This is a genomic window from Porticoccus hydrocarbonoclasticus MCTG13d, assembly GCF_000744735.1.
Lineage (GTDB): Bacteria > Pseudomonadota > Gammaproteobacteria > Pseudomonadales > Porticoccaceae > Porticoccus > Porticoccus hydrocarbonoclasticus.
The window spans coordinates 878,071-895,269 of the sequence record NZ_JQMM01000001.1; the positions used below are offsets into that span (position 1 = coordinate 878,071).

Here is a 17,199-nt window from a genome sequence, read left to right on the forward strand (position 1 = left end):
CAACAAGCAATATGAGCCGGCTTTCCGTAACAGGGGGCAGGTAGCCCACAATTGAAAAAGCATGTCCCTGTGTCCGCTTTGTCGTGATCATTGCATTCAGCGGACTTCATGCACAATTTGTCGGTGGAGCAGGCGTTTTTTATTCAGTGCCGCAGCTAACAGGTATCGCTGGCAACTGTCTGATCTCGCCCCCTGCCCTTGGCCTCATAAAGGGCTTTGTCGGCCAGAGAGGTCAGCCGTGAGGAGCTTTCTTCCGTAGTGGGGACCAGGCTGGCGACACCGGCGCTGATAGTTATCGACGATGATATGGGGCTGTCGGCGTGTGGAATTTGCAGTCTATTGATGTTCGCCTGGACCTGGGCCGCTACTTTCAGGGCTCCGGTCAGTGAGGTGTTGGGCAGCAGGATGCAAAACTCCTCACCGCCATAGCGGGTAGCCATGTCGGTGGCGCGTAGCAGGCTGTGCTGTATGGTGGTGGCAATGGATTTCAGGCAGTCATCGCCAACCATGTGCCCGTAGTGGTCGTTGTATTGCTTGAAGTAATCGATATCCAGGAAAATCAGTGCCAGCGGTTCCCGGCTGCGCATACCCCGTCGCCATTCCATGTTGAGATGGTCGGTAAAATAGCGCCGGTTATAGAGGCCGGTAAGCTCGTCGGTGATGGCCATTTTCTCCAGTTTTGACTGGGCATTTTTATAGTCGGTATTGTCCCTGATCGTTTGAACAACGGCGATCAGACTGCCGTGGGCATCGTAGATAGGACCCGCATCCACCGTGAGATAGAGTCGTGAACCGATGCGGGGCATAACGCACCAGTTTTCGGCTTTATAGCCTTCCCCATAGATTGAGAGTTGTGCGTGAACCGCGTAGAGCTGATCGAGCTCAGCTGTTCGTTCCTGCACCAGTACATCAGCGAGACAGAGCCGTTGCTTTGCATAGAAAGCCTTCCAGTGGTCCCGTGTCCCAAGCACTTCCTCGGCCCTGACACCGGTGAGTCGCTCACAGGATTTGTTCCAGATGACGACATAACCCTCCCGGTCGAGGACAAACGTCGCTGTGACCAGATGCTCCATGAGACTGACAGCAAATTTTTGCTGTTGAACCACCAAAATAAGATCCTTATATATGGTGTGCGTAAATTGCTGAGCAGTATATGGCTCTCGGATTGGGATGTCGATTTGCAGTCACTGGCCGGCGTCGGCTGGGTCCCCTCGCCCTGTTTGTTTGTCGGGTTTCATCAAAGTTGTTCGGGGCATCCCGGTTGGAGTTCCTGACTAAAACGGCTTTCCATGATGGTCCTTGCCATTTGTGGGTAGATCTGAGTACGGTGTTGAAGAAATCCCTGCGTTCTGGCGCTATAACCGCTATAATCCGCGCCTATTTTTTACCGACCGAGAAATCCTGTGATCGAAAATCTCCGCAATATCGCCATTATCGCCCACGTTGACCACGGTAAAACCACCTTGGTGGACCGTCTGTTGCAACAATCCGGTACGCTGGACCGCAAAGCCATGGGTGCCGAACGGGTCATGGATTCCAATGATCAGGAGCGTGAGCGCGGTATTACCATTCTGGCCAAAAACACGGCCATCGAATGGAACGGTTACCGGATCAATATCGTCGATACTCCCGGCCACGCTGACTTTGGCGGTGAGGTCGAGCGGGTTCTGTCGATGGTGGACTCCGTATTGTTGCTGGTGGACGCGGTTGACGGCCCTATGCCGCAGACCCGGTTTGTTACCCAAAAGGCCTTCGAGCAAGGGCTCCATCCGATTCTTGTGGTCAACAAGGTGGATCGCCCCGGCGCCCGTCCCCATTGGGTCGTCGATCAGGTATTTGATCTCTTTGATCGTCTCGGTGCCACCGATGAACAACTGGACTTCCCCATTATGTATGCCTCGGCGCTGAATGGCGTTGCCGGTAATGAGCCGGATGATCTGGCGGAAGATATGACACCGCTGTTCCAGATGGTCGTGGATAAGGTCAAAGCACCGGCAGTGAACCGCGATGGCCCACTGCAAATGCAAATCAGTGCCCTGGATTACAGCAGTTACGTGGGGGTTATCGGCATCGGTCGAATTACCCGTGGCAAACTCAAAACCAACGAGCAAGTGGTGGTGGTTGATCGCGAGGGTAAAACCCGGCGCGGTCGCGTATTACAGGTGATGGGTTATCGCGGTCTGGAACGATTCGAGGTAGAGCAGGCCGAAGCGGGTGATATTGTCTGTATCACCGGTATCGACAAATTGAACATTTCCGACACCATCTGCAGCCCGGACAAGCCGGAAGCGATGGTGCCACTGAGTGTTGACGAGCCCACCGTCAGCATGACTTTTCAGGTAAACGATTCCCCGTTCGCCGGTCAGGATGGCAAATACATTACCTCAAGAAATATCCGGGAGCGGCTGGATCAGGAGCTGATTCACAATGTGGCACTGCGGGTTGTGCAGGGGGAGACCCCCGACAAATTTGTGGTGTCCGGGCGCGGTGAATTACACCTGTCGGTATTGATTGAAAACATGCGCCGGGAGGGTTTCGAGCTGGGTGTGTCGCGCCCCGAAGTGATCCAGAAAGATGTGGACGGCGAGATTCACGAACCTTTTGAGCAGGTCGTGATTGATATTGAAGACCGGCATCAGGGTGCGGTAATGGAGGAGTTGGGGTTTCGCAAGGCGGATATGACCAACATGGAACCCGACGGTAAAGGCCGTGTCCGACTCGAATTTATGGTGCCCTCTAGAGGCCTGATTGGCTTTCGCTCACACTTTCTGACGCTGACCAGTGGTTCCGGCATCATGACCAGCATTTTTGATCACTACGGTCCAGTGAAACAGGGTGACATGGCCGGTCGCCAGAACGGGGTGCTGGTCTCCATGACCAAGGGCAAGACACTGGCTTATGCCCTGTTCACCCTGCAGGATCGTGGTCGTTTGTTCCTCGGTCACGGTGCCGAGGTCTATGAAGGGCAGATTATTGGTCTGCATTCCCGCAACAATGATTTGCCAGTGAACCCCACCAAGGCCAAGCAGCTGACCAATATCAGGGCGGCCGGTACCGATGAGAACTTGGTGCTCAGCCCGCCGGTTCGACATACCCTTGAGCAGGCGCTGGAGTTTATTGCCGAAGATGAGCTGGTAGAGGTAACCCCCCACCACATTCGTTTGCGCAAAAAGCTCCTGAGCGAGAACGAACGCAAGCGTGCCGGCAAAAACTGAGAACTATCAGGGAGGAGCCACGATTAAAGATCTTGGCATTGCCGGTGGCGAAAGCAGCCGATCAGGTGGTCGTTGACCAACCCGGTAGCCTGCAGGTAGGCATAACAGATGGTGCTGCCAAAAAATCGGAAGCCGCGTTTTTTCATGTCCCTGCTGATAGTGTCCGATAGCGGGGTAGTCGCGGGGACAGCGTCGGTATCCTGCCAATGGTTCTGAATCGAACGGTTGTCGACGAAGCCCCACAGGTAATCTGCAAAACTGCCGAATTGTGCCTGAATGTCCAGAAATAGACGGGCATTACTGACAGCGCTTTCAATCTTCAGTCGATTTCTCACAATACCCCTATTCTGCAGCAGCTGCGCAACATCTTGCTTATTGAAGCTGGCTACCTGCTCCGGTCGAAATTCGGCAAAGGCTCGTCGATAGTGTTCGCGCTTTCTGAGAATGGTGATCCATGCGAGACCGGCCTGAGCACTTTCAAGTACCAGAAATTCAAACAGCTTTTGGTCATCGCGACAGGGTACACCCCATTCCTGATCATGATAGTCCTGATAGAGTGGATCATTGCCAGCCCAGGGACATCGGAAAACAGGGTTGTCGCCGGATATTCGCTTCCGGGAAAAGCCGATAGAGCACTTCTCCGGGTCGCTGGACGAACTCACTGACAGTTATCCCGAAGGTACTGAAACAATTTGCGACTGGCTGCCGGTGGTTTTTGTTGGGATGCGTCGCGCTGGGCCTGTCTGATTAACTGGCGCAAGTGCTGTCGGTCCAGTCCCGGTATATCGCTAATCAGCTCTTCTAGTGCGGAGTCGCCCTCACTGATCAGTCTGTCGCGCCAGTTCTCCATCCGTTGAAACTGCTGGCGAAAAACCTGACTGTCGTGATGAAAGCTCTCAAGCTCCCGTCGTATGCCCTCGCTGTCAATAACACGCATGATTTTGCCAATATATTGTAGTTGGCGTCGTCGACCCTCGCGATTTTTTAGCCGTCTCGCCAACATCACGGCTTCGGCAAGTTCTTCTGGCATGGTGACCTTGGCCAGTTTGGCCGGGGCTAGATCCACGAGCTCTTCACCGAGCTTTTGCAGTGCGATCATCTCGCGCTTGACGGCCGATTTGCTTTTGGGTGGTTCCTCGTCTGGCAGACGGTCTGGAAAAGAATCTTCAATCATGATGGTTAGCTATAAAACAGGGTGGCGAGACCCAGAAACGAGAGAAAACCCACCACATCTGTAACCGTGGTGAGAGCGACGCTCCCCGCCAGAGCGGGGTCGATACGGCATTTTTTTAGAAACACCGGCAGCAACGTGCCTGCAACAGCGGCGGAGATGAGGTTGATGGCCATGGCGGCAGCAATGATGAAGGCTATGATCGGGTCGTTAAACCAGAGAGCAGCAACGCCGCCCATGACCAGTGCCCATAGCATGCCATTCAATGCCCCGACGGCAAATTCCTTGCTCAGTAACCAGCGCATATTGTTTTTGCTGATCTGTCCCAGTGCCATGCCCCGAATAACCACGGTGAGAGTCTGACTACCAGCAACACCACCCATGCTGGCGACGATGGGCATCAGGATAGCCAGCGCGACGACCTTTTCAATCGTGGCTTCGAAAATGTTGATCACCGAGGAGGCGAGGATAGCGGTTATCAGGTTCATCCCGAGCCAAACGGCCCGACGGGGTGCCGTGCGTTTAACCGAAGCAAACGTCTCTTCTTCATCGCTGAGACCGGCCAACCCTAACAATGAGTGGGCGGCATCCTCGATAATCACGTCTACCACGTCATCGATGGTGATTCGGCCAAGCAGTTTGTGGTCTGCGCCTACCACTGGAGCTGAAACCCAGTCATTCTTTTCAAACAGCAGTGCAACCTGCGAATCGGGCATATCGGCTGTGATGGCCTGTGCATCAGTTACCATCATCTCGCGCACGGTGATATTTGGGCTCGCGGTCAGCAGTTTGGTGAGCGGTAATGTGCCGAGAAAAGTATCTTCCCTGTTCACCACAAAAATATTATCGGTGATATCCGGAATTTCTTCATGGCGGCGCAGATAGCGCAAAACCACATCAATCGTCAGATCGGGCCGGACAGTGATGGTGTCCGTATTCATCAACCCGCCGGCGGTATCTTCATTGTAAGTGAGTACTCGCTCGACCCGCAGCCTGTCCTGGCTGCTCATCGCCTGGAGTACTTCTGGTATTACCTGGTCGGGGAGTTGCTGCAGAATGTCCGCAATATCGTCGGGATCAAGACCTTCAGTGAGTGAGGCGACCTCGTGACTTTCCATTTCACTAAGGATTTCACCGCGAAGTTCCTCGCTGAGCTCACCGATCACTTCGCCTTCCAGCTCCCGGTCAACCAGGTCCCATAATACCCGCCGGGCTTTAGGTGGTGCAGACTCTATCTGGTCAGCGATATCGCCGGGAGAAAGGTTATTGAGCATGTGCCGGAGCAGGCGCACATCGCTCGAATTCATCATTTCGTTGATGCTGGCGAGCCTGGACAAATGGCTGAATTTTTCGTTAGGCCCCTGCATCTGAGAAGTTTTCCCTGACTGTCAGTTTGAAGGCGGATAGTGTATAGGTGGGCGTGACAAAATTATACAGTGGTCTGGTTGGTAGGCGGCGCGGTTAGTGCTCTTCCTCGAATCGGTTACCGATTAACTGTTCGATATCGCGATGGGCGCGCTCCGCATCACTGCCTTCGAAAATGAAATGGAGAGAGGTGCCCTGGGTCGCGGCAAGCAACATCAGTGACATCACGCTTTTGGCGTCCACCAGTTTGTCGGGACTGCGCCCGGTTTTGATGGCGCAGCCATATTTTCCGGCAGTCGAAGCCAGCTTTGCGGCTGCTCGAGCATGCAGCCCTAGACGGTTCACAATGGTGATTTCTGTACAGATTATTTTTGACATAACAGCCTTCTCGTGATGGCGCCCGTCAGGCCAGTTCTCTGTGCCGGACCTGTACATTCGGCATTGTGCTGCTGAAATGTCTGGCTAGAACGCTGGATATGTAGACTGAGCGGTGCTGTCCCCCGGTGCAGCCCACTGCAATGGTTAGATAGCTGCGATTATTGGCAAGAAATGACGGTGTCCAGCGGGACAGAAACTGCTTGATATCATTAGTCATGTCGATGACTTCCGGTTGCGATTCGAGAAATTCGATCACTGGCTGGTCATTGCCGGTAAAGGGCCTTAATTCCTGTTTCCAGTGGGGGTTTGGCAGGCAGCGAACGTCAAAGACAAAATCCGCGTTGACTGGTACTCCGCGTTTAAAGGCAAAGGATTCAAACATGACAGCCATGTCATCTCTGCTGTGGGGGGCAATTTGTTGTTTGATGACATCGCGCAGCTGGTGCAGAGTCATGGTGCTGGTATCAATTCTGCGATCTGCAATTGAGGCAATCGGGTCCAGCAGGGTGGTTTCGAGTTCTATGGCTTCGTGGATATCCACCCGGTCATTGGTGAGGGGGTGCTTGCGACGTGTTTCACTGAAACGCTGGATAATGACGGAATTTCTGGCATCGAGAAAAAGCACTTCATAATTGATGCCCGAATATTTCAGCTCCGCAAGAATTTTTGGTAGTTGGTCAAGGTCTTCGCCCAGGTTGCGGACATCGATTCCCACCGCAATTTTTTCCAGCCAGTGTTGGCTCTTGGCGTTGATGGCTTTCTGAAAAAGACCGGGAAGCAAACTGGCGGGAAGATTGTCAATACAGGTAAAACCGACATCTTCGAGAACGTTCAGTGCGGTACTCTTGCCAGATCCGGAACGCCCACTTACCACCACCAGTCGCATTAGTCTTTCACCTCAGTCACCATCATTGCCGGTTGCTATCCGGAAGAGATCTTGATCACTGCTGGCCTGCCGCAATGCATTGCGAACCGTTTCGTCCTGAAGTAATTCGGCAATGGAAGAGAGGACCTGCAGGTGTTCGTCGTTTTGCTCCTCGGGTACGATTAGTGCAAAGATCAGATCTACCGGCTCTCCATCAATGGCATCGAAATCGACGGCATCAGCCAGTTTGACAAGTGCCCCGGTAATTTTTTCACAGCCTGCCAAACGACAGTGGGGGATGGCAACACCTTCTCCTATCCCGGTGCTGCCCAATCGCTCTCTTGCCAGCAGGCTCTGGTAAAGGTCGTCTGCGTTAACCCCTTCCATGCGTTCTGTCAGGAAGACGGAAAGGTTTTCCAGTACCCTTTTTTTGCTACCGCCCTCGGCGCTGGCAACGGTGTTTTCAGGGGTGAGTACATCAATCAGTTTCATGAGTGTTATCTACCGCGGTTCTTTTCCTTGTGCTTGATCAACTGTCGGTCCAGCTTGTCGGTCAGCATGTCGATAGCGGCATAAAGATCTTCATGCTCGGAATCGGCAAAGAATTCACCGCCGCTGACATGGACTGTTGCTTCAGCTTTCTGGATCAATTTGTCAACTGAGAGAATCACATTCGTGCTGGTGATGCCGTCGTGGTGACGCTCCAGTTTGGATAATTTGGTAGTGACATAGTCTTTGATCGGATCAGTGATATCGAGATGATGTCCGCTGATGTTCAATTGCATGCGGTTCTCCTTAATGGGTGTTAGGTGTTGGGGTTGTAGCGTTTTCTTTCGCTGGAAGAGGGGATACCCATCCCCTCGCGGTATTTGGCAACAGTGCGTCGGGCAACCTGAATACCCATCTCCTGAAGCAGTGCTGTCAGTTTGTTGTCACTGAGGGGCTTGCCCGGATTTTCAGCGCTTACCATTTTTTTCAGCATAGCGCGAATGGCAGTTGATGAACACTCCCCGCCAGCGTCGGTCGAGACGTGGCTGGAGAAGAAATACTTGAGTTCAAAAACACCCTGCGGTGTGTCGATGTACTTTTGGGTGGTCACCCTCGAAATAGTGGATTCGTGCAGTTCCAGTCGTTCGGCAATATCTGCCAGCACCATGGGCTTCATCGCCACGGGTCCCTGTTCCAGAAAGCCCTGTTGTAATTCAATGATGCAGCTGGTGACGCGCATCAGGGTGTCATTGCGGCTTTCCATGCTGCGCAGAAACCATTTGGCCTCCTGGAGGTGATTCTTGAGGAAGGTGTTGTCCTGACTGGAATCGGCTCTGCGAATCAACTGGGCGTACTGTTGATTGATACTCAGGCGAGGGGTGATGTCCTCATTGAGGGAAACTTTCCAGTGATTATCGACTTTGGTGACCCGAACATCGGGTACCACGTACTCGATATCATCGTTTCGAATGGCGTCACCGGGGTTGGGAGACAACGTCTGGATTAGCAGGATGGCACCCTCGAGTATCTCGTGGGACAGACCGGTGATTTTTTCCATTTGTCGAAAATTGCGCTGTCCAACCAGTTCCAGGTGGTCGGTGACGAGCTGGATGGCCTCGTTAATCAGCGGTGTATCCGGAGAGAACTGGTTCAGCTGGATCAGAAGACATTCGGCGAGGCTGGTGGCTGCAACACCAGGTGGGTCAAACTGCTGAATGCGGTGCACTACAGCGAGCACTTCATCCAGCTCAATTTCGTCGTCCAGCGCGGCCCAGATTTCTTCAACCGGTGCCGTCAGCATGCCCCGGCTATCAATTGAATCGATGATTATTTCACCGATCAGGTAATCCTTGGGAGACATCGGCGTCAGATTAAGTTGCCAGATCAGGTGGTCCTGAAGCGACTCTGTGACGTTGTGAACGCTGTCAAAGTCCCGTGTGTCCGCACCGGTGTTTCTAATGGTGGTACTGGGTTGGTAAATATCGTCCCAATTAGCGTCGACTGGCAGGTCAGTGGGTATTTTACTGTCCCATTCACTGCTGTTGAGATCACGGGTTGCACTGTCGATATCTTCATTTTTCCCGGTGGCCGTTTCTGCGGCCAGGTTCTCGGATTCTTCGGCAAGCTCAAGCAGTGGGTTATCGTAGAGGTTCTGCTGGATTTCCTGGTGCAAGTCGAGAGAGGATAATTGCAACAGGCGGATGGCCTGCTGTAGCTGAGGGGTCATCGTCAGCTGCTGGCCGATTTTCAGTTGCAAGCTGGCTTTCATGTTATGACTGCGTATAGAGAGTTGTTACGAAAATGTTCACACGGAAAGTGTAGTCTGCCTCCGGGGGGAGAGACAAGCAAAATGTGTGCCGCTTTGCACAATCGCTGCGCGGTGGTACGTCCCATCAAAGCATAAAGTCTTCGCCGAGATAGATATCCCGTACCTGCTGGTTGGCGACAATATCGGTGGCCTGTCCCTCGGCAATAACCTGTCCTTCACCAACGATATAAGCATGTTCGCAGATATCGAGTGTCTCGCGTACGTTGTGGTCTGTGATCAGGACACCAATACCTATATCGCGTAAATGACGGATGATCTGTTTGATATCGTTGACTGAAATCGGGTCGACCCCGGCAAAGGGTTCGTCCAGAAGAATAAAGGCTGGCTCAATGGCCAGTGCGCGAGCAATTTCCACTCTGCGACGCTCTCCTCCCGAGAGACTCATGCCAAGGGTGTTGCGGATATGGCTGATATGGAACTCCTGGAGCAGCTGTTCCAGCTTTTTCGCTCGCTGTTGTTTGTCGAGATCTTTTCTGGTTTCCAGGATCGCCAGAATATTATTCTCCACGGTCATCTTGCGAAAAATGGAGGCCTCTTGCGGGAGATAGCCAAGCCCTTTTCGAGCCCTGCCGTGCATGGACAGAGAAGTGATGTCTTCATTATCGATATGAACAGAACCGCCATCTTGATGAACCAGCCCGACAATCATGTAAAAGCAGGTGGTTTTGCCAGCACCGTTAGGCCCGAGCAATCCCACGATCGCACCGCTTTCGACGGTGAGGGAGACATCGCGAATCACCGGCCTTCTTTTATAGCTTTTGATCAGGTTTGACGCTTTAAGGATAGCCATTTAGTTTGCATCCTTTTGCTTGTTGGGTGGAATGACCATTTGGATTCGCTGGCGGGGATTGTCGCCACTGCTCGCCTTGACTACCTCTGCCTTCAGGTCATAGTTGATTTTTTCACCGGTGATAACGGTGCCATTTTGCTCAACGCTGGCATTTTTCAGTAGATCAATACGGTCGCTGGCCAGATGGTATTCAATAGTGTCACCCTTGGCGTACATCATGTTGTCGTTGGGGTTCGGTTGTTGTTGGTAGCGGGCAGGCTTTCCCACGCAGACAATTCGAACGACCTGGTTGTTTGCCGTGTAGACGGTGACCTTGTCCGCGTGGATTTTGATGGTTCCCTGGGTAATAACGACAGCGCCTTCGTAGATCGTTGTGCCGGTTTTCTCGTATCGTTCGGCTCTGTCCGATTCAATATTGATAGGCTGTTGTGCGTCGCTGGGTAGCGCCAGACTGGAGGAATGACATGCTGCCAGTAGCAGCAGAATGAATAAATTATGGCGCACGGTGAATCCCCTTTACTTTTGATAGCAGTTTGAATATCTCATCATTAAGATCTGCCCACATGCCTGTGCCAGTGGTCTCTCCCCGAGGTGTTTTAATGGTCACAGGAAGGCCGGTTTCGGCAATATTGGTCTCAGGGAATATGGTTAATTTGCTGGTGAGAAATTCATTCTTGCCGCCTTTTTTAACAGATTGCCACGCATAGACCTCACCGGACAGGACAGCCCGCTCACCCCCGTTGTAGATAGTGCCTTTCTGGGAGGTTACATGCCATGGGGGTGCCTGTTCCGAACCCTCGTTCGGCTCACTGTAAGACACCATGCCGGGGTTCTCCAGTTCCAGTCGGTTGCCGCGATTAAAGTGGCGTGCCTCCGTGGCTGTGAGGGTGTAAGCCCGGTTGCCATCCCTGTCAAAATTTACCGTATCAATATTGTTCATATAACTGTCTGCTTTAGGTAATTCTTCTGCATCGGCGCTTGGCTTGTTCAGAAATACCTCTGGTGGTGACAGCCAGAACAACAGGAAAATCCCTGTTGAGGCGAGCAGCATGGCAGTCATCAAAATATTGCGCATAAGTCTAGAGGTAGTCCGTAAAGGTGGATTCCAGTTTATCCTGAGCCTGCAAAAGCAGCTCGGCCAGTTCCCGGACAGCACCGGCTCCACCGCAGGTGGTGGTCTGCCAGAGTGCGTGTTCAGCAATAATTGGCCGGGCATTTGCCACGGCGGCCCCCAGCCCCACTCGTCTGATGACAGCCAGGTCGGGAAGATCGTCGCCGAGAAAGGCAATTTCATTCATCTGGTAAGGGTGAGTAACCAGCAAGTCTTCCAGAGCGGTCAGCTTGTCCTCTCTTCCCTGTACGACAAGGTCGATACCCAGTTCTTCGGCCCGTCTTGCCACCAGTGCTGAAGATCGGCCGGTGATAATGCCGACTTTGATACCGTTGCGCTGTAACAGTTTGATCCCGAGACCGTCCTGTATATTGAACGATTTCAGTTCCTCTCCATTGTTGCCGTAGTAGAGGCGGCCATCGGTCAGGACTCCGTCTACATCCAGTAGCAATAACCGGATTTGACGAGCTCTGCTGGTGATTTTCAGGTTCGGGGCTGACATGGTTACATGACTCCCGCGCGCAGGATGTCGTGCATATGGAGAACCCCAATCGGATGGTGGTTGGCGTCTTCAATAACAAGTGCCGTAATTTTATTGTCTTCCATGATTTTTAATGCCTCAGCCGCGAGCAGTTCCCGATGAACGGCCTTACAGCTGCCCTTGATTAATTGACGGACCGTGCTCTGATTGATATTGATATCGTTATCGACGGCCCGGCGCAGATCGCCGTCGGTAAATACCCCGACCAATTCTCCCTGGCGGTTAACCACTGTCGTCATGCCAAACCCTTTGGCGGTCATTTCCACGAGGGCTTTTTTCAGTAGCGCGTCCTCGAACACCCGGGGCAGCTCGTCGCCACTGTGCATGATGGTTTCCACCTTGAGTAGCAGTTTTCGACCGAGCGCACCGCCCGGGTGGGAAAAAGCGAAGTCCTCGGCGGTAAAACCCCGTGCCTCCAGCAGAGCAATTGCCAGGGCATCACCCATGACCAGCGTTGCCGTAGTGCTGGTGGTAGGTGCCAATCCCAGAGGGCAGGCCTCACTGGGAACCCGGACATCCAGGTGCGCCTCTGAAGCCTGAGCCAGAATCGAATCCGGGTTGCCGGTCATACTGATCAGCGGAAGGCCCATACGCTTAATGAGTGGTAGCAGGGTAATGATTTCGGCGGTGGTTCCGGAATTGGATAATGCCAGCACCAGATCAACCCGTGTGATCATGCCAAGGTCGCCATGGCTGGCTTCCCCAGGATGAACGAAAAAAGCGGGGGTTCCCGTGCTCGCCAGACTGGCGGCAATCTTCCTGCCGATATGTCCCGATTTTCCCATGCCGGTAACAATGACGCGACCTGTACACTGCATGATCAGCTCACAGGCACGGTCAAAAGCTGCATCAATCCGCTCTTCGAGCAGGGTGACGGCTTCGGCTTCAAGACGGATGGTGCGGCGTGCGGCTTCGGCAAAATTACTGGTGGTCATTGGCTACCCAAAATATTTTGCCAAGTATACCGGCAACGAAGTAATGCTGTAAGTACTGGCAGTGATCAGGGGGAGGCCATCAGTGCCGCCATGTACCGGGTCTCCAATTGCCTGGCTCTCAAGGATTTCGAAAATAGCGGGGCAATGGTATAGTGCATGCCTTTTCAAACCAGCTAATTGGGCACTTGGCTGCGTTGTTGATGTCAAATGGCTGTGGCCGAACAAGGGTCAGCTGTTCAGCCAGTAGGTCCGAATAACTTGAGGAAAATTGCCATGTACAAAAGGTTGATAAAAACATTGCTTCCCGCACTCGTTGTTCTTTTGTCGGGTCATGCAATTGCTACCCAGGCTGCGGATGATGCCGTTACCTCATCGGAACAAAGTCCCCATGAATTAATTGAGACCGTGACCGACGACCTGTTGCAGATGATTGACGAACACCGCGAGACCTTTGACGATGATCCCCAGGCTTTCTTTGATTCGCTGGATTGTCTGCTGACCCGGGTGATTGATTTCAAGTGGATTGCCAGCAATGTTATGGGTACCTATCGTGCTGAGGCTACCGATGAACAGCGTGAGATGTTCGTCAAAACCTTTCATCGCGATCTGATTGAAACCTATGGTCGTGGTCTGATTTCCTATGGCGATGAAACCATTGTGGTGTTGCCGCCCAAGGAAGATCTTGAAGGTAAGCGCCGGGTTACCGTGGTTCAGGAAATTCGTGGCAAGGATGGGGTCTTTCCGCTCTATTACTCTATGGCGCTCAATCGTGAAGGCGCGTGGAAAATCACCAACGTTGTGATCAACGGGATCAACCTGGGTAAAACGTTCCGCAACCAGTTTGCCCAGAGAGCCGAAAAGTATGATGGCAATATCGATCAGGTCATAGCTAATTGGTCCGCTCCTTCAGATGTCATTAAAAGTGAGGGGTAACCCATGACCCCCGATGATGTTCAGGTGCTCCTGCAAAATGCCTTGGCCGATTGTGATATCACCGTGAGTGGCGCTGGTAGCCACTTTGATATCCAGGTCGTTGGCGAATTATTTTCCGGACTCCGCCCGGTACAGCGGCAACAAAAAATCTATGCCGTGCTTCAGCAACACATAGCCGAAGGTGCTATTCACGCGGTAAATATCAAAACCTATACGCCGGATGAAGTTAGCAAATAAGCCCGCGCCGGTTTCCTTCACCAATTTCAGCTCAAACTGGCCACTGCCTTGCTGAATCACAAGGGTTTTGAATGGACAAGTTGTTGATTTCCGGAGGCGGCCCACTGTTCGGGGAAATCCGTATCTCCGGTGCCAAAAATTCCGCACTGCCGATCATGGCGGCCACGCTCCTGGCCGATGGGCCGGTGATGATTTCCAATGTGCCCCACCTGCATGACATAACCACCATGTTCGAGCTGCTCGGATGCCTCGGTGTCAGTGTGGTGTTGAATGAAAAGATGCAGGTGGAAGTTGATGCCACAACTTTGCACAGTCATGTGGCACCCTATGACTTGGTCAAGACCATGCGTGCTTCCATTCTTGTTCTGGGCCCAATGCTCACGAAGTTTGGTGTTGCCAATGTCTCATTTCCCGGTGGATGTGCAATCGGCAGTCGACCGGTAGATCTGCATCTGCGCGGGCTGGAAATGATGGGTGCCGAGATAGATATTGACGGTGGCTACATCAATGCCCGCTGTAATGGACGCCTCAAGGGTGCCCATATTTTGATGGACACGGTCTCCGTGGGTGCAACGGAAAACCTCATGATGGCCGCGGCGCTTGCCGATGGCCAGACCATTATTGAAAATGCCGCTCGTGAACCCGAAGTGGTAGACCTGGCTAACTGTATTAATGCGTTGGGTGGCCAGGTGACGGGTATGGGTACCACAACCCTGACCATCGATGGGGTCGACACCCTGCATCGGGGCAGTTACCGGATTATGCCCGATCGTATTGAGACGGGAACTTATCTGGCGGCGGCGGCAGCGACCCGCGGACGGGTCAAGTTGAAGGATACCGATCCGCATATTCTCGAGGCAGTGTTGATCAAGCTGGAGGAAGCCGGTGCGAAGATAAGCGTCGGCAAGGATTGGATAGCACTGGATATGGAAGGGCGCAGACCGAAATCGGTCAACTTCAAGACAGCGCCCTATCCGGCGTTCCCAACGGATATGCAGGCGCAGCTGACAACCGTTAATGCGGTTGCCGATGGGGTAGGCGCGATTACCGAGACGATCTTTGAGAACCGTCTGGTTCAGACCCATGAGCTGAATCGAATGGGGGCCAAAATTACCCTGGAAGGAAATACCGCCATCGTTACCGGGGTTGAGCGGCTCAAAGCGGCGCCGGTCATGGCTTCAGATCTGAGGGCCTCGGCCAGTCTGGTGATTGCCGGACTGGTGGCTGATGGTGAAACCATTGTCGATCGTATTTACCATATAGATCGAGGGTATGAATGTATTGAGGAAAAGCTGCAGCAGCTTGGTGCCAATATCCGCAGGATTCCGGGTCGTTAGTCCCGGTCGAGCGTTTTCCTCAAGTAACCAGTTGCATAAACAATGTGAGTGCCATGCAAATTACCATTGCCCTGACCAAGGGACGTATTCTGGAAGAAACCCTGCCTTTACTGGCGGAAGTCGGTATTGCACCTCTGGAAGACATCAGTGCCAGCCGCAAGCTTCTGTTTGATACCAGTAGATCCGATGTGCGATTACTGGTATTGCGCGGTTCGGATGTTCCAACTTATGTGCAGTTTGGGGCAGCGGATTTGGGTGTGTCGGGAAAAGACACCCTCCTGGAGCATGGCGGTGACGGGCTCTATGAGCCGCTGGACTTGGGAATCGCCCGCTGTCGTATGATGACTGCGGCAGTGGCTGGGGTAGCGGCTGGCTCAGGGCGTATCCGGGTCGCTACCAAATACGTTAATGTGGCCCGCCGTTTTTATGCCGAACAGGGTCGTCAAGCGGATATCATAAAACTCTACGGTGCCATGGAGCTGGCTCCGATCATGGCCCTGGCGGATGAGATTGTCGATATTGTGGATACCGGCAATACGCTTCGGGCCAATGGCCTGGAGGCCCGGGAGTTTATTGCTGACATCAGTTCCCGGCTAATTGTGAACAAGGCCGCCATGAAGATGAAGCACCGATTGCTGCAAGATATCGTAGACCGTCTGACGGAAGCGGTGAAGAAGGTCCGATGACGATGCAAAGTGAACCCATCAGTATCCTGCAGTTGTCTACCGCAGATAGCTGTTTCGACGACCGGCTGACTGAATTGCTGGCGTGGGAGAATGTATCAGATCAAAAGGTTGAGCAGATCGTTGGTGATATTCTGGCGGCTGTGCGCCAGCGCGGTGATCAGGCTTTGATTGAATTTACCAATCGCTTTGACGCCCGGGATGTCGGTGATGTCCGGGAGCTCGAAATTCCTCCCGACGTTGTTTCCGAAGCATTGGCCGGTCTCCCCGCAGCTGAGCGCGATGCACTGGATTTGGCGGCGGAACGAATTCGCCGTTATCACCAGCACCAGAAGCAGGCCTCCTGGCACTACCGGGAAGAGGACGGCACCCTGTTGGGGCAGCAGATCACCGCACTGGACCGGGTGGGCATTTATGTGCCCGGGGGCAAAGCCAGCTATCCGTCGTCGGTTCTGATGAATGCTCTGCCCGCCCGGGTGGCCGGCGTTAACGAGATTATCATGGTGGTGCCCGCGCCGGGTGGTGAACTGAATCCGCTGGTGCTCGCTGCGGCAGCGATTGCCGGAGTTGATCGCCTGTTTACACTGGGCGGCGCTCAGGCCATTGGTGCATTGGCCTATGGTACGGAAACCGTGCCTCGGGTGGACAAGATTGTAGGGCCGGGCAATATCTTTGTTGCCACGGCCAAGCGAGCTGTGTTCGGAGCCGTGGGTCTGGACATGGTGGCGGGGCCCTCGGAAATTCTGGTGGTTTGCGATGGTCAGACAAACCCGGACTGGATCGCTATGGATCTGTTTTCCCAGGCTGAACACGACGAAGAAGCTCAGGCCATCCTGATCAGTCCGGATATGGATTTCCTTGAACAGGTAAAAACCAGTATTGGCAAGTTGCTGCCCACCATGGAGCGGGCATCGATTATTCGTGCGTCACTCGAGAGGCGCGGTGCCCTGATCGCGGTAGCGGACATGACGGATGCACTGGCGTTGATTAACCGCATTGCTCCCGAGCATCTAGAGCTATCTGTGGCGAGCCCCGAAGACTGGTTGCCGGGTATTCGGCATGCAGGAGCTATCTTTATGGGTCGTTATACCGCAGAGGCGGTGGGTGATTATTGTGCCGGTCCCAACCATGTCCTGCCGACCTCCATGACAGCCCGTTTTTCCTCGCCGCTGGGTGTTTATGATTTTCAAAAGCGCAGTTCACTGATTATGTGTTCCGCCGAAGGTGCTTCGACATTGGGGAAAACTGCGTCGGTGCTGGCCCGGGGGGAAAGCCTGACAGCCCACGCCCGCTCTGCCGAATATCGTATCAAGTCATGATG

The 17,199-nt window shown here is 53.3% G+C and carries 20 protein-coding genes; 6 read left to right on the forward strand and 14 right to left on the reverse strand.

All coding sequences use genetic code 11. From position 1 onward, the window contains the following. Positions 1 to 155: 155 nt before the first annotated feature. Complete coding sequence (locus tag U740_RS04215; protein WP_200877038.1) at positions 156 to 1,106, reverse strand: sensor domain-containing diguanylate cyclase; 951 nt, start codon at positions 1,104 to 1,106, stop codon at positions 156 to 158. Positions 1,107 to 1,403: 297 nt separating this feature from the next. Here U740_RS04215 and typA point away from each other — a divergent pair, with 297 nt between their 5' ends. Next, a complete protein-coding gene (gene typA, locus U740_RS04220; protein WP_036859231.1) occupies positions 1,404 to 3,215 on the forward strand; it encodes a translational GTPase TypA in 1,812 nt (603 codons plus the stop codon). Between the two features lie 23 nt (positions 3,216 to 3,238). Here typA and U740_RS04225 read toward each other — a convergent pair whose 3' ends face one another. The 13 genes from U740_RS04225 to U740_RS04285 form a co-directional block, all read right to left on the reverse strand. Further along, positions 3,239 to 3,877, reverse strand: coding sequence for a DNA-3-methyladenine glycosylase I (locus U740_RS04225; RefSeq protein WP_456107053.1), 639 nt, complete (start codon positions 3,875 to 3,877; stop codon positions 3,239 to 3,241). Further along, positions 3,874 to 4,389 (reverse strand): ribosome biogenesis factor YjgA, encoded by a 516-nt coding sequence (yjgA, locus tag U740_RS04230; RefSeq protein WP_036859232.1) that lies wholly within the window; start codon positions 4,387 to 4,389, stop codon positions 3,874 to 3,876. The genes U740_RS04225 and yjgA overlap by 4 nt, the downstream gene beginning before the upstream one ends. A 5-nt stretch (positions 4,390 to 4,394) precedes the next feature. Next, entirely contained in the window at positions 4,395 to 5,753 is a 1,359-nt protein-coding gene (gene mgtE / locus U740_RS04235) for a magnesium transporter (protein ID WP_036859233.1), read from the reverse strand. Between the two features lie 94 nt (positions 5,754 to 5,847). Next, entirely contained in the window at positions 5,848 to 6,129 is a 282-nt protein-coding gene (locus U740_RS04240; RefSeq protein ID WP_036859234.1) for an HPr family phosphocarrier protein, read from the reverse strand. A gap of 25 nt (positions 6,130 to 6,154) precedes the next feature. Further along, positions 6,155 to 7,015: an RNase adapter RapZ gene (rapZ, locus tag U740_RS04245; protein WP_036859235.1), complete on the reverse strand. Its 861-nt coding sequence runs from the start codon at positions 7,013 to 7,015 to the stop codon at positions 6,155 to 6,157. Positions 7,016 to 7,027: 12 nt separating this feature from the next. Next, positions 7,028 to 7,486, reverse strand: coding sequence for a PTS IIA-like nitrogen regulatory protein PtsN (gene ptsN / locus U740_RS04250; RefSeq protein WP_036859236.1), 459 nt, complete (start codon positions 7,484 to 7,486; stop codon positions 7,028 to 7,030). A gap of 5 nt (positions 7,487 to 7,491) precedes the next feature. Beyond that, on the reverse strand, positions 7,492 to 7,779 hold the full coding sequence (gene hpf, locus U740_RS04255) for a ribosome hibernation-promoting factor, HPF/YfiA family (protein ID WP_036859238.1): 288 nt from the start codon (positions 7,777 to 7,779) through the stop codon (positions 7,492 to 7,494). 20 nt (positions 7,780 to 7,799) lie between these two features. Further along, positions 7,800 to 9,251, reverse strand: a complete 1,452-nt coding sequence (locus tag U740_RS04260) for an RNA polymerase factor sigma-54 (protein ID WP_036859240.1) — start codon at positions 9,249 to 9,251, stop codon at positions 7,800 to 7,802. A gap of 124 nt (positions 9,252 to 9,375) precedes the next feature. Continuing rightward, positions 9,376 to 10,101, reverse strand: coding sequence for an LPS export ABC transporter ATP-binding protein (lptB, locus tag U740_RS04265; RefSeq protein ID WP_036859241.1), 726 nt, complete (start codon positions 10,099 to 10,101; stop codon positions 9,376 to 9,378). Beyond that, positions 10,102 to 10,605: a lipopolysaccharide transport periplasmic protein LptA gene (lptA, locus tag U740_RS04270; protein WP_036859242.1), complete on the reverse strand. Its 504-nt coding sequence runs from the start codon at positions 10,603 to 10,605 to the stop codon at positions 10,102 to 10,104. Next, positions 10,595 to 11,176, reverse strand: a complete 582-nt coding sequence (gene lptC, locus U740_RS11795) for an LPS export ABC transporter periplasmic protein LptC (protein WP_051921193.1) — start codon at positions 11,174 to 11,176, stop codon at positions 10,595 to 10,597. Before lptC ends, lptA begins: the two co-directional genes overlap by 11 nt. Positions 11,177 to 11,180: 4 nt before the next feature. Continuing rightward, a complete protein-coding gene (locus U740_RS04280) occupies positions 11,181 to 11,714 on the reverse strand; it encodes a KdsC family phosphatase (RefSeq protein ID WP_036859243.1) in 534 nt (177 codons plus the stop codon). Between the two features lie 2 nt (positions 11,715 to 11,716). Further along, positions 11,717 to 12,688 (reverse strand): KpsF/GutQ family sugar-phosphate isomerase, encoded by a 972-nt coding sequence (locus U740_RS04285; protein ID WP_036859245.1) that lies wholly within the window; start codon positions 12,686 to 12,688, stop codon positions 11,717 to 11,719. Between the two features lie 273 nt (positions 12,689 to 12,961). Between U740_RS04285 and U740_RS04290 the strand changes: the two genes are divergently transcribed. From U740_RS04290 to hisD, 5 genes are all read left to right on the forward strand, one after another. Next, a complete protein-coding gene (locus tag U740_RS04290) occupies positions 12,962 to 13,621 on the forward strand; it encodes an MlaC/ttg2D family ABC transporter substrate-binding protein (RefSeq protein ID WP_051921194.1) in 660 nt (219 codons plus the stop codon). A 3-nt stretch (positions 13,622 to 13,624) separates the two neighbouring features. Then, positions 13,625 to 13,858: a BolA family protein gene (locus tag U740_RS04295; RefSeq protein WP_036859246.1), complete on the forward strand. Its 234-nt coding sequence runs from the start codon at positions 13,625 to 13,627 to the stop codon at positions 13,856 to 13,858. Between the two features lie 71 nt (positions 13,859 to 13,929). Next, positions 13,930 to 15,195 (forward strand): UDP-N-acetylglucosamine 1-carboxyvinyltransferase, encoded by a 1,266-nt coding sequence (murA, locus tag U740_RS04300; RefSeq protein WP_036859247.1) that lies wholly within the window; start codon positions 13,930 to 13,932, stop codon positions 15,193 to 15,195. A 53-nt stretch (positions 15,196 to 15,248) separates the two neighbouring features. Continuing rightward, on the forward strand, positions 15,249 to 15,881 hold the full coding sequence (gene hisG / locus U740_RS04305; protein WP_036859248.1) for an ATP phosphoribosyltransferase: 633 nt from the start codon (positions 15,249 to 15,251) through the stop codon (positions 15,879 to 15,881). A 2-nt stretch (positions 15,882 to 15,883) separates the two neighbouring features. Next, positions 15,884 to 17,197, forward strand: a complete 1,314-nt coding sequence (hisD, locus tag U740_RS04310; protein WP_036859250.1) for a histidinol dehydrogenase — start codon at positions 15,884 to 15,886, stop codon at positions 17,195 to 17,197. The last annotated feature ends 2 nt before the right edge of the window (positions 17,198 to 17,199 follow it).

Coding starts and splice junctions, on each gene's coding strand:
- yjgA (WP_036859232.1), bottom strand. CDS start 4,389: ATGATTGAAGATTCTTTTCCAGACCGTCTGCCAGACGAGGAACCACCC.
- mgtE (WP_036859233.1), bottom strand. CDS start 5,753: ATGCAGGGGCCTAACGAAAAATTCAGCCATTTGTCCAGGCTCGCCAGC.
- U740_RS04240 (WP_036859234.1), bottom strand. CDS start 6,129: ATGTCAAAAATAATCTGTACAGAAATCACCATTGTGAACCGTCTAGGG.
- rapZ (WP_036859235.1), bottom strand. CDS start 7,015: ATGCGACTGGTGGTGGTAAGTGGGCGTTCCGGATCTGGCAAGAGTACC.
- ptsN (WP_036859236.1), bottom strand. CDS start 7,486: ATGAAACTGATTGATGTACTCACCCCTGAAAACACCGTTGCCAGCGCC.
- hpf (WP_036859238.1), bottom strand. CDS start 7,779: ATGCAATTGAACATCAGCGGACATCATCTCGATATCACTGATCCGATC.
- U740_RS04260 (WP_036859240.1), bottom strand. CDS start 9,251: ATGAAAGCCAGCTTGCAACTGAAAATCGGCCAGCAGCTGACGATGACC.
- lptB (WP_036859241.1), bottom strand. CDS start 10,101: ATGGCTATCCTTAAAGCGTCAAACCTGATCAAAAGCTATAAAAGAAGG.
- lptC (WP_051921193.1), bottom strand. CDS start 11,176: ATGCGCAATATTTTGATGACTGCCATGCTGCTCGCCTCAACAGGGATT.
- U740_RS04280 (WP_036859243.1), bottom strand. CDS start 11,714: ATGTCAGCCCCGAACCTGAAAATCACCAGCAGAGCTCGTCAAATCCGG.
- U740_RS04285 (WP_036859245.1), bottom strand. CDS start 12,688: ATGACCACCAGTAATTTTGCCGAAGCCGCACGCCGCACCATCCGTCTT.
- U740_RS04290 (WP_051921194.1), top strand. CDS start 12,962: ATGTACAAAAGGTTGATAAAAACATTGCTTCCCGCACTCGTTGTTCTT.
- U740_RS04295 (WP_036859246.1), top strand. CDS start 13,625: ATGACCCCCGATGATGTTCAGGTGCTCCTGCAAAATGCCTTGGCCGAT.
- murA (WP_036859247.1), top strand. CDS start 13,930: ATGGACAAGTTGTTGATTTCCGGAGGCGGCCCACTGTTCGGGGAAATC.
- hisG (WP_036859248.1), top strand. CDS start 15,249: ATGCAAATTACCATTGCCCTGACCAAGGGACGTATTCTGGAAGAAACC.
- hisD (WP_036859250.1), top strand. CDS start 15,884: ATGCAAAGTGAACCCATCAGTATCCTGCAGTTGTCTACCGCAGATAGC.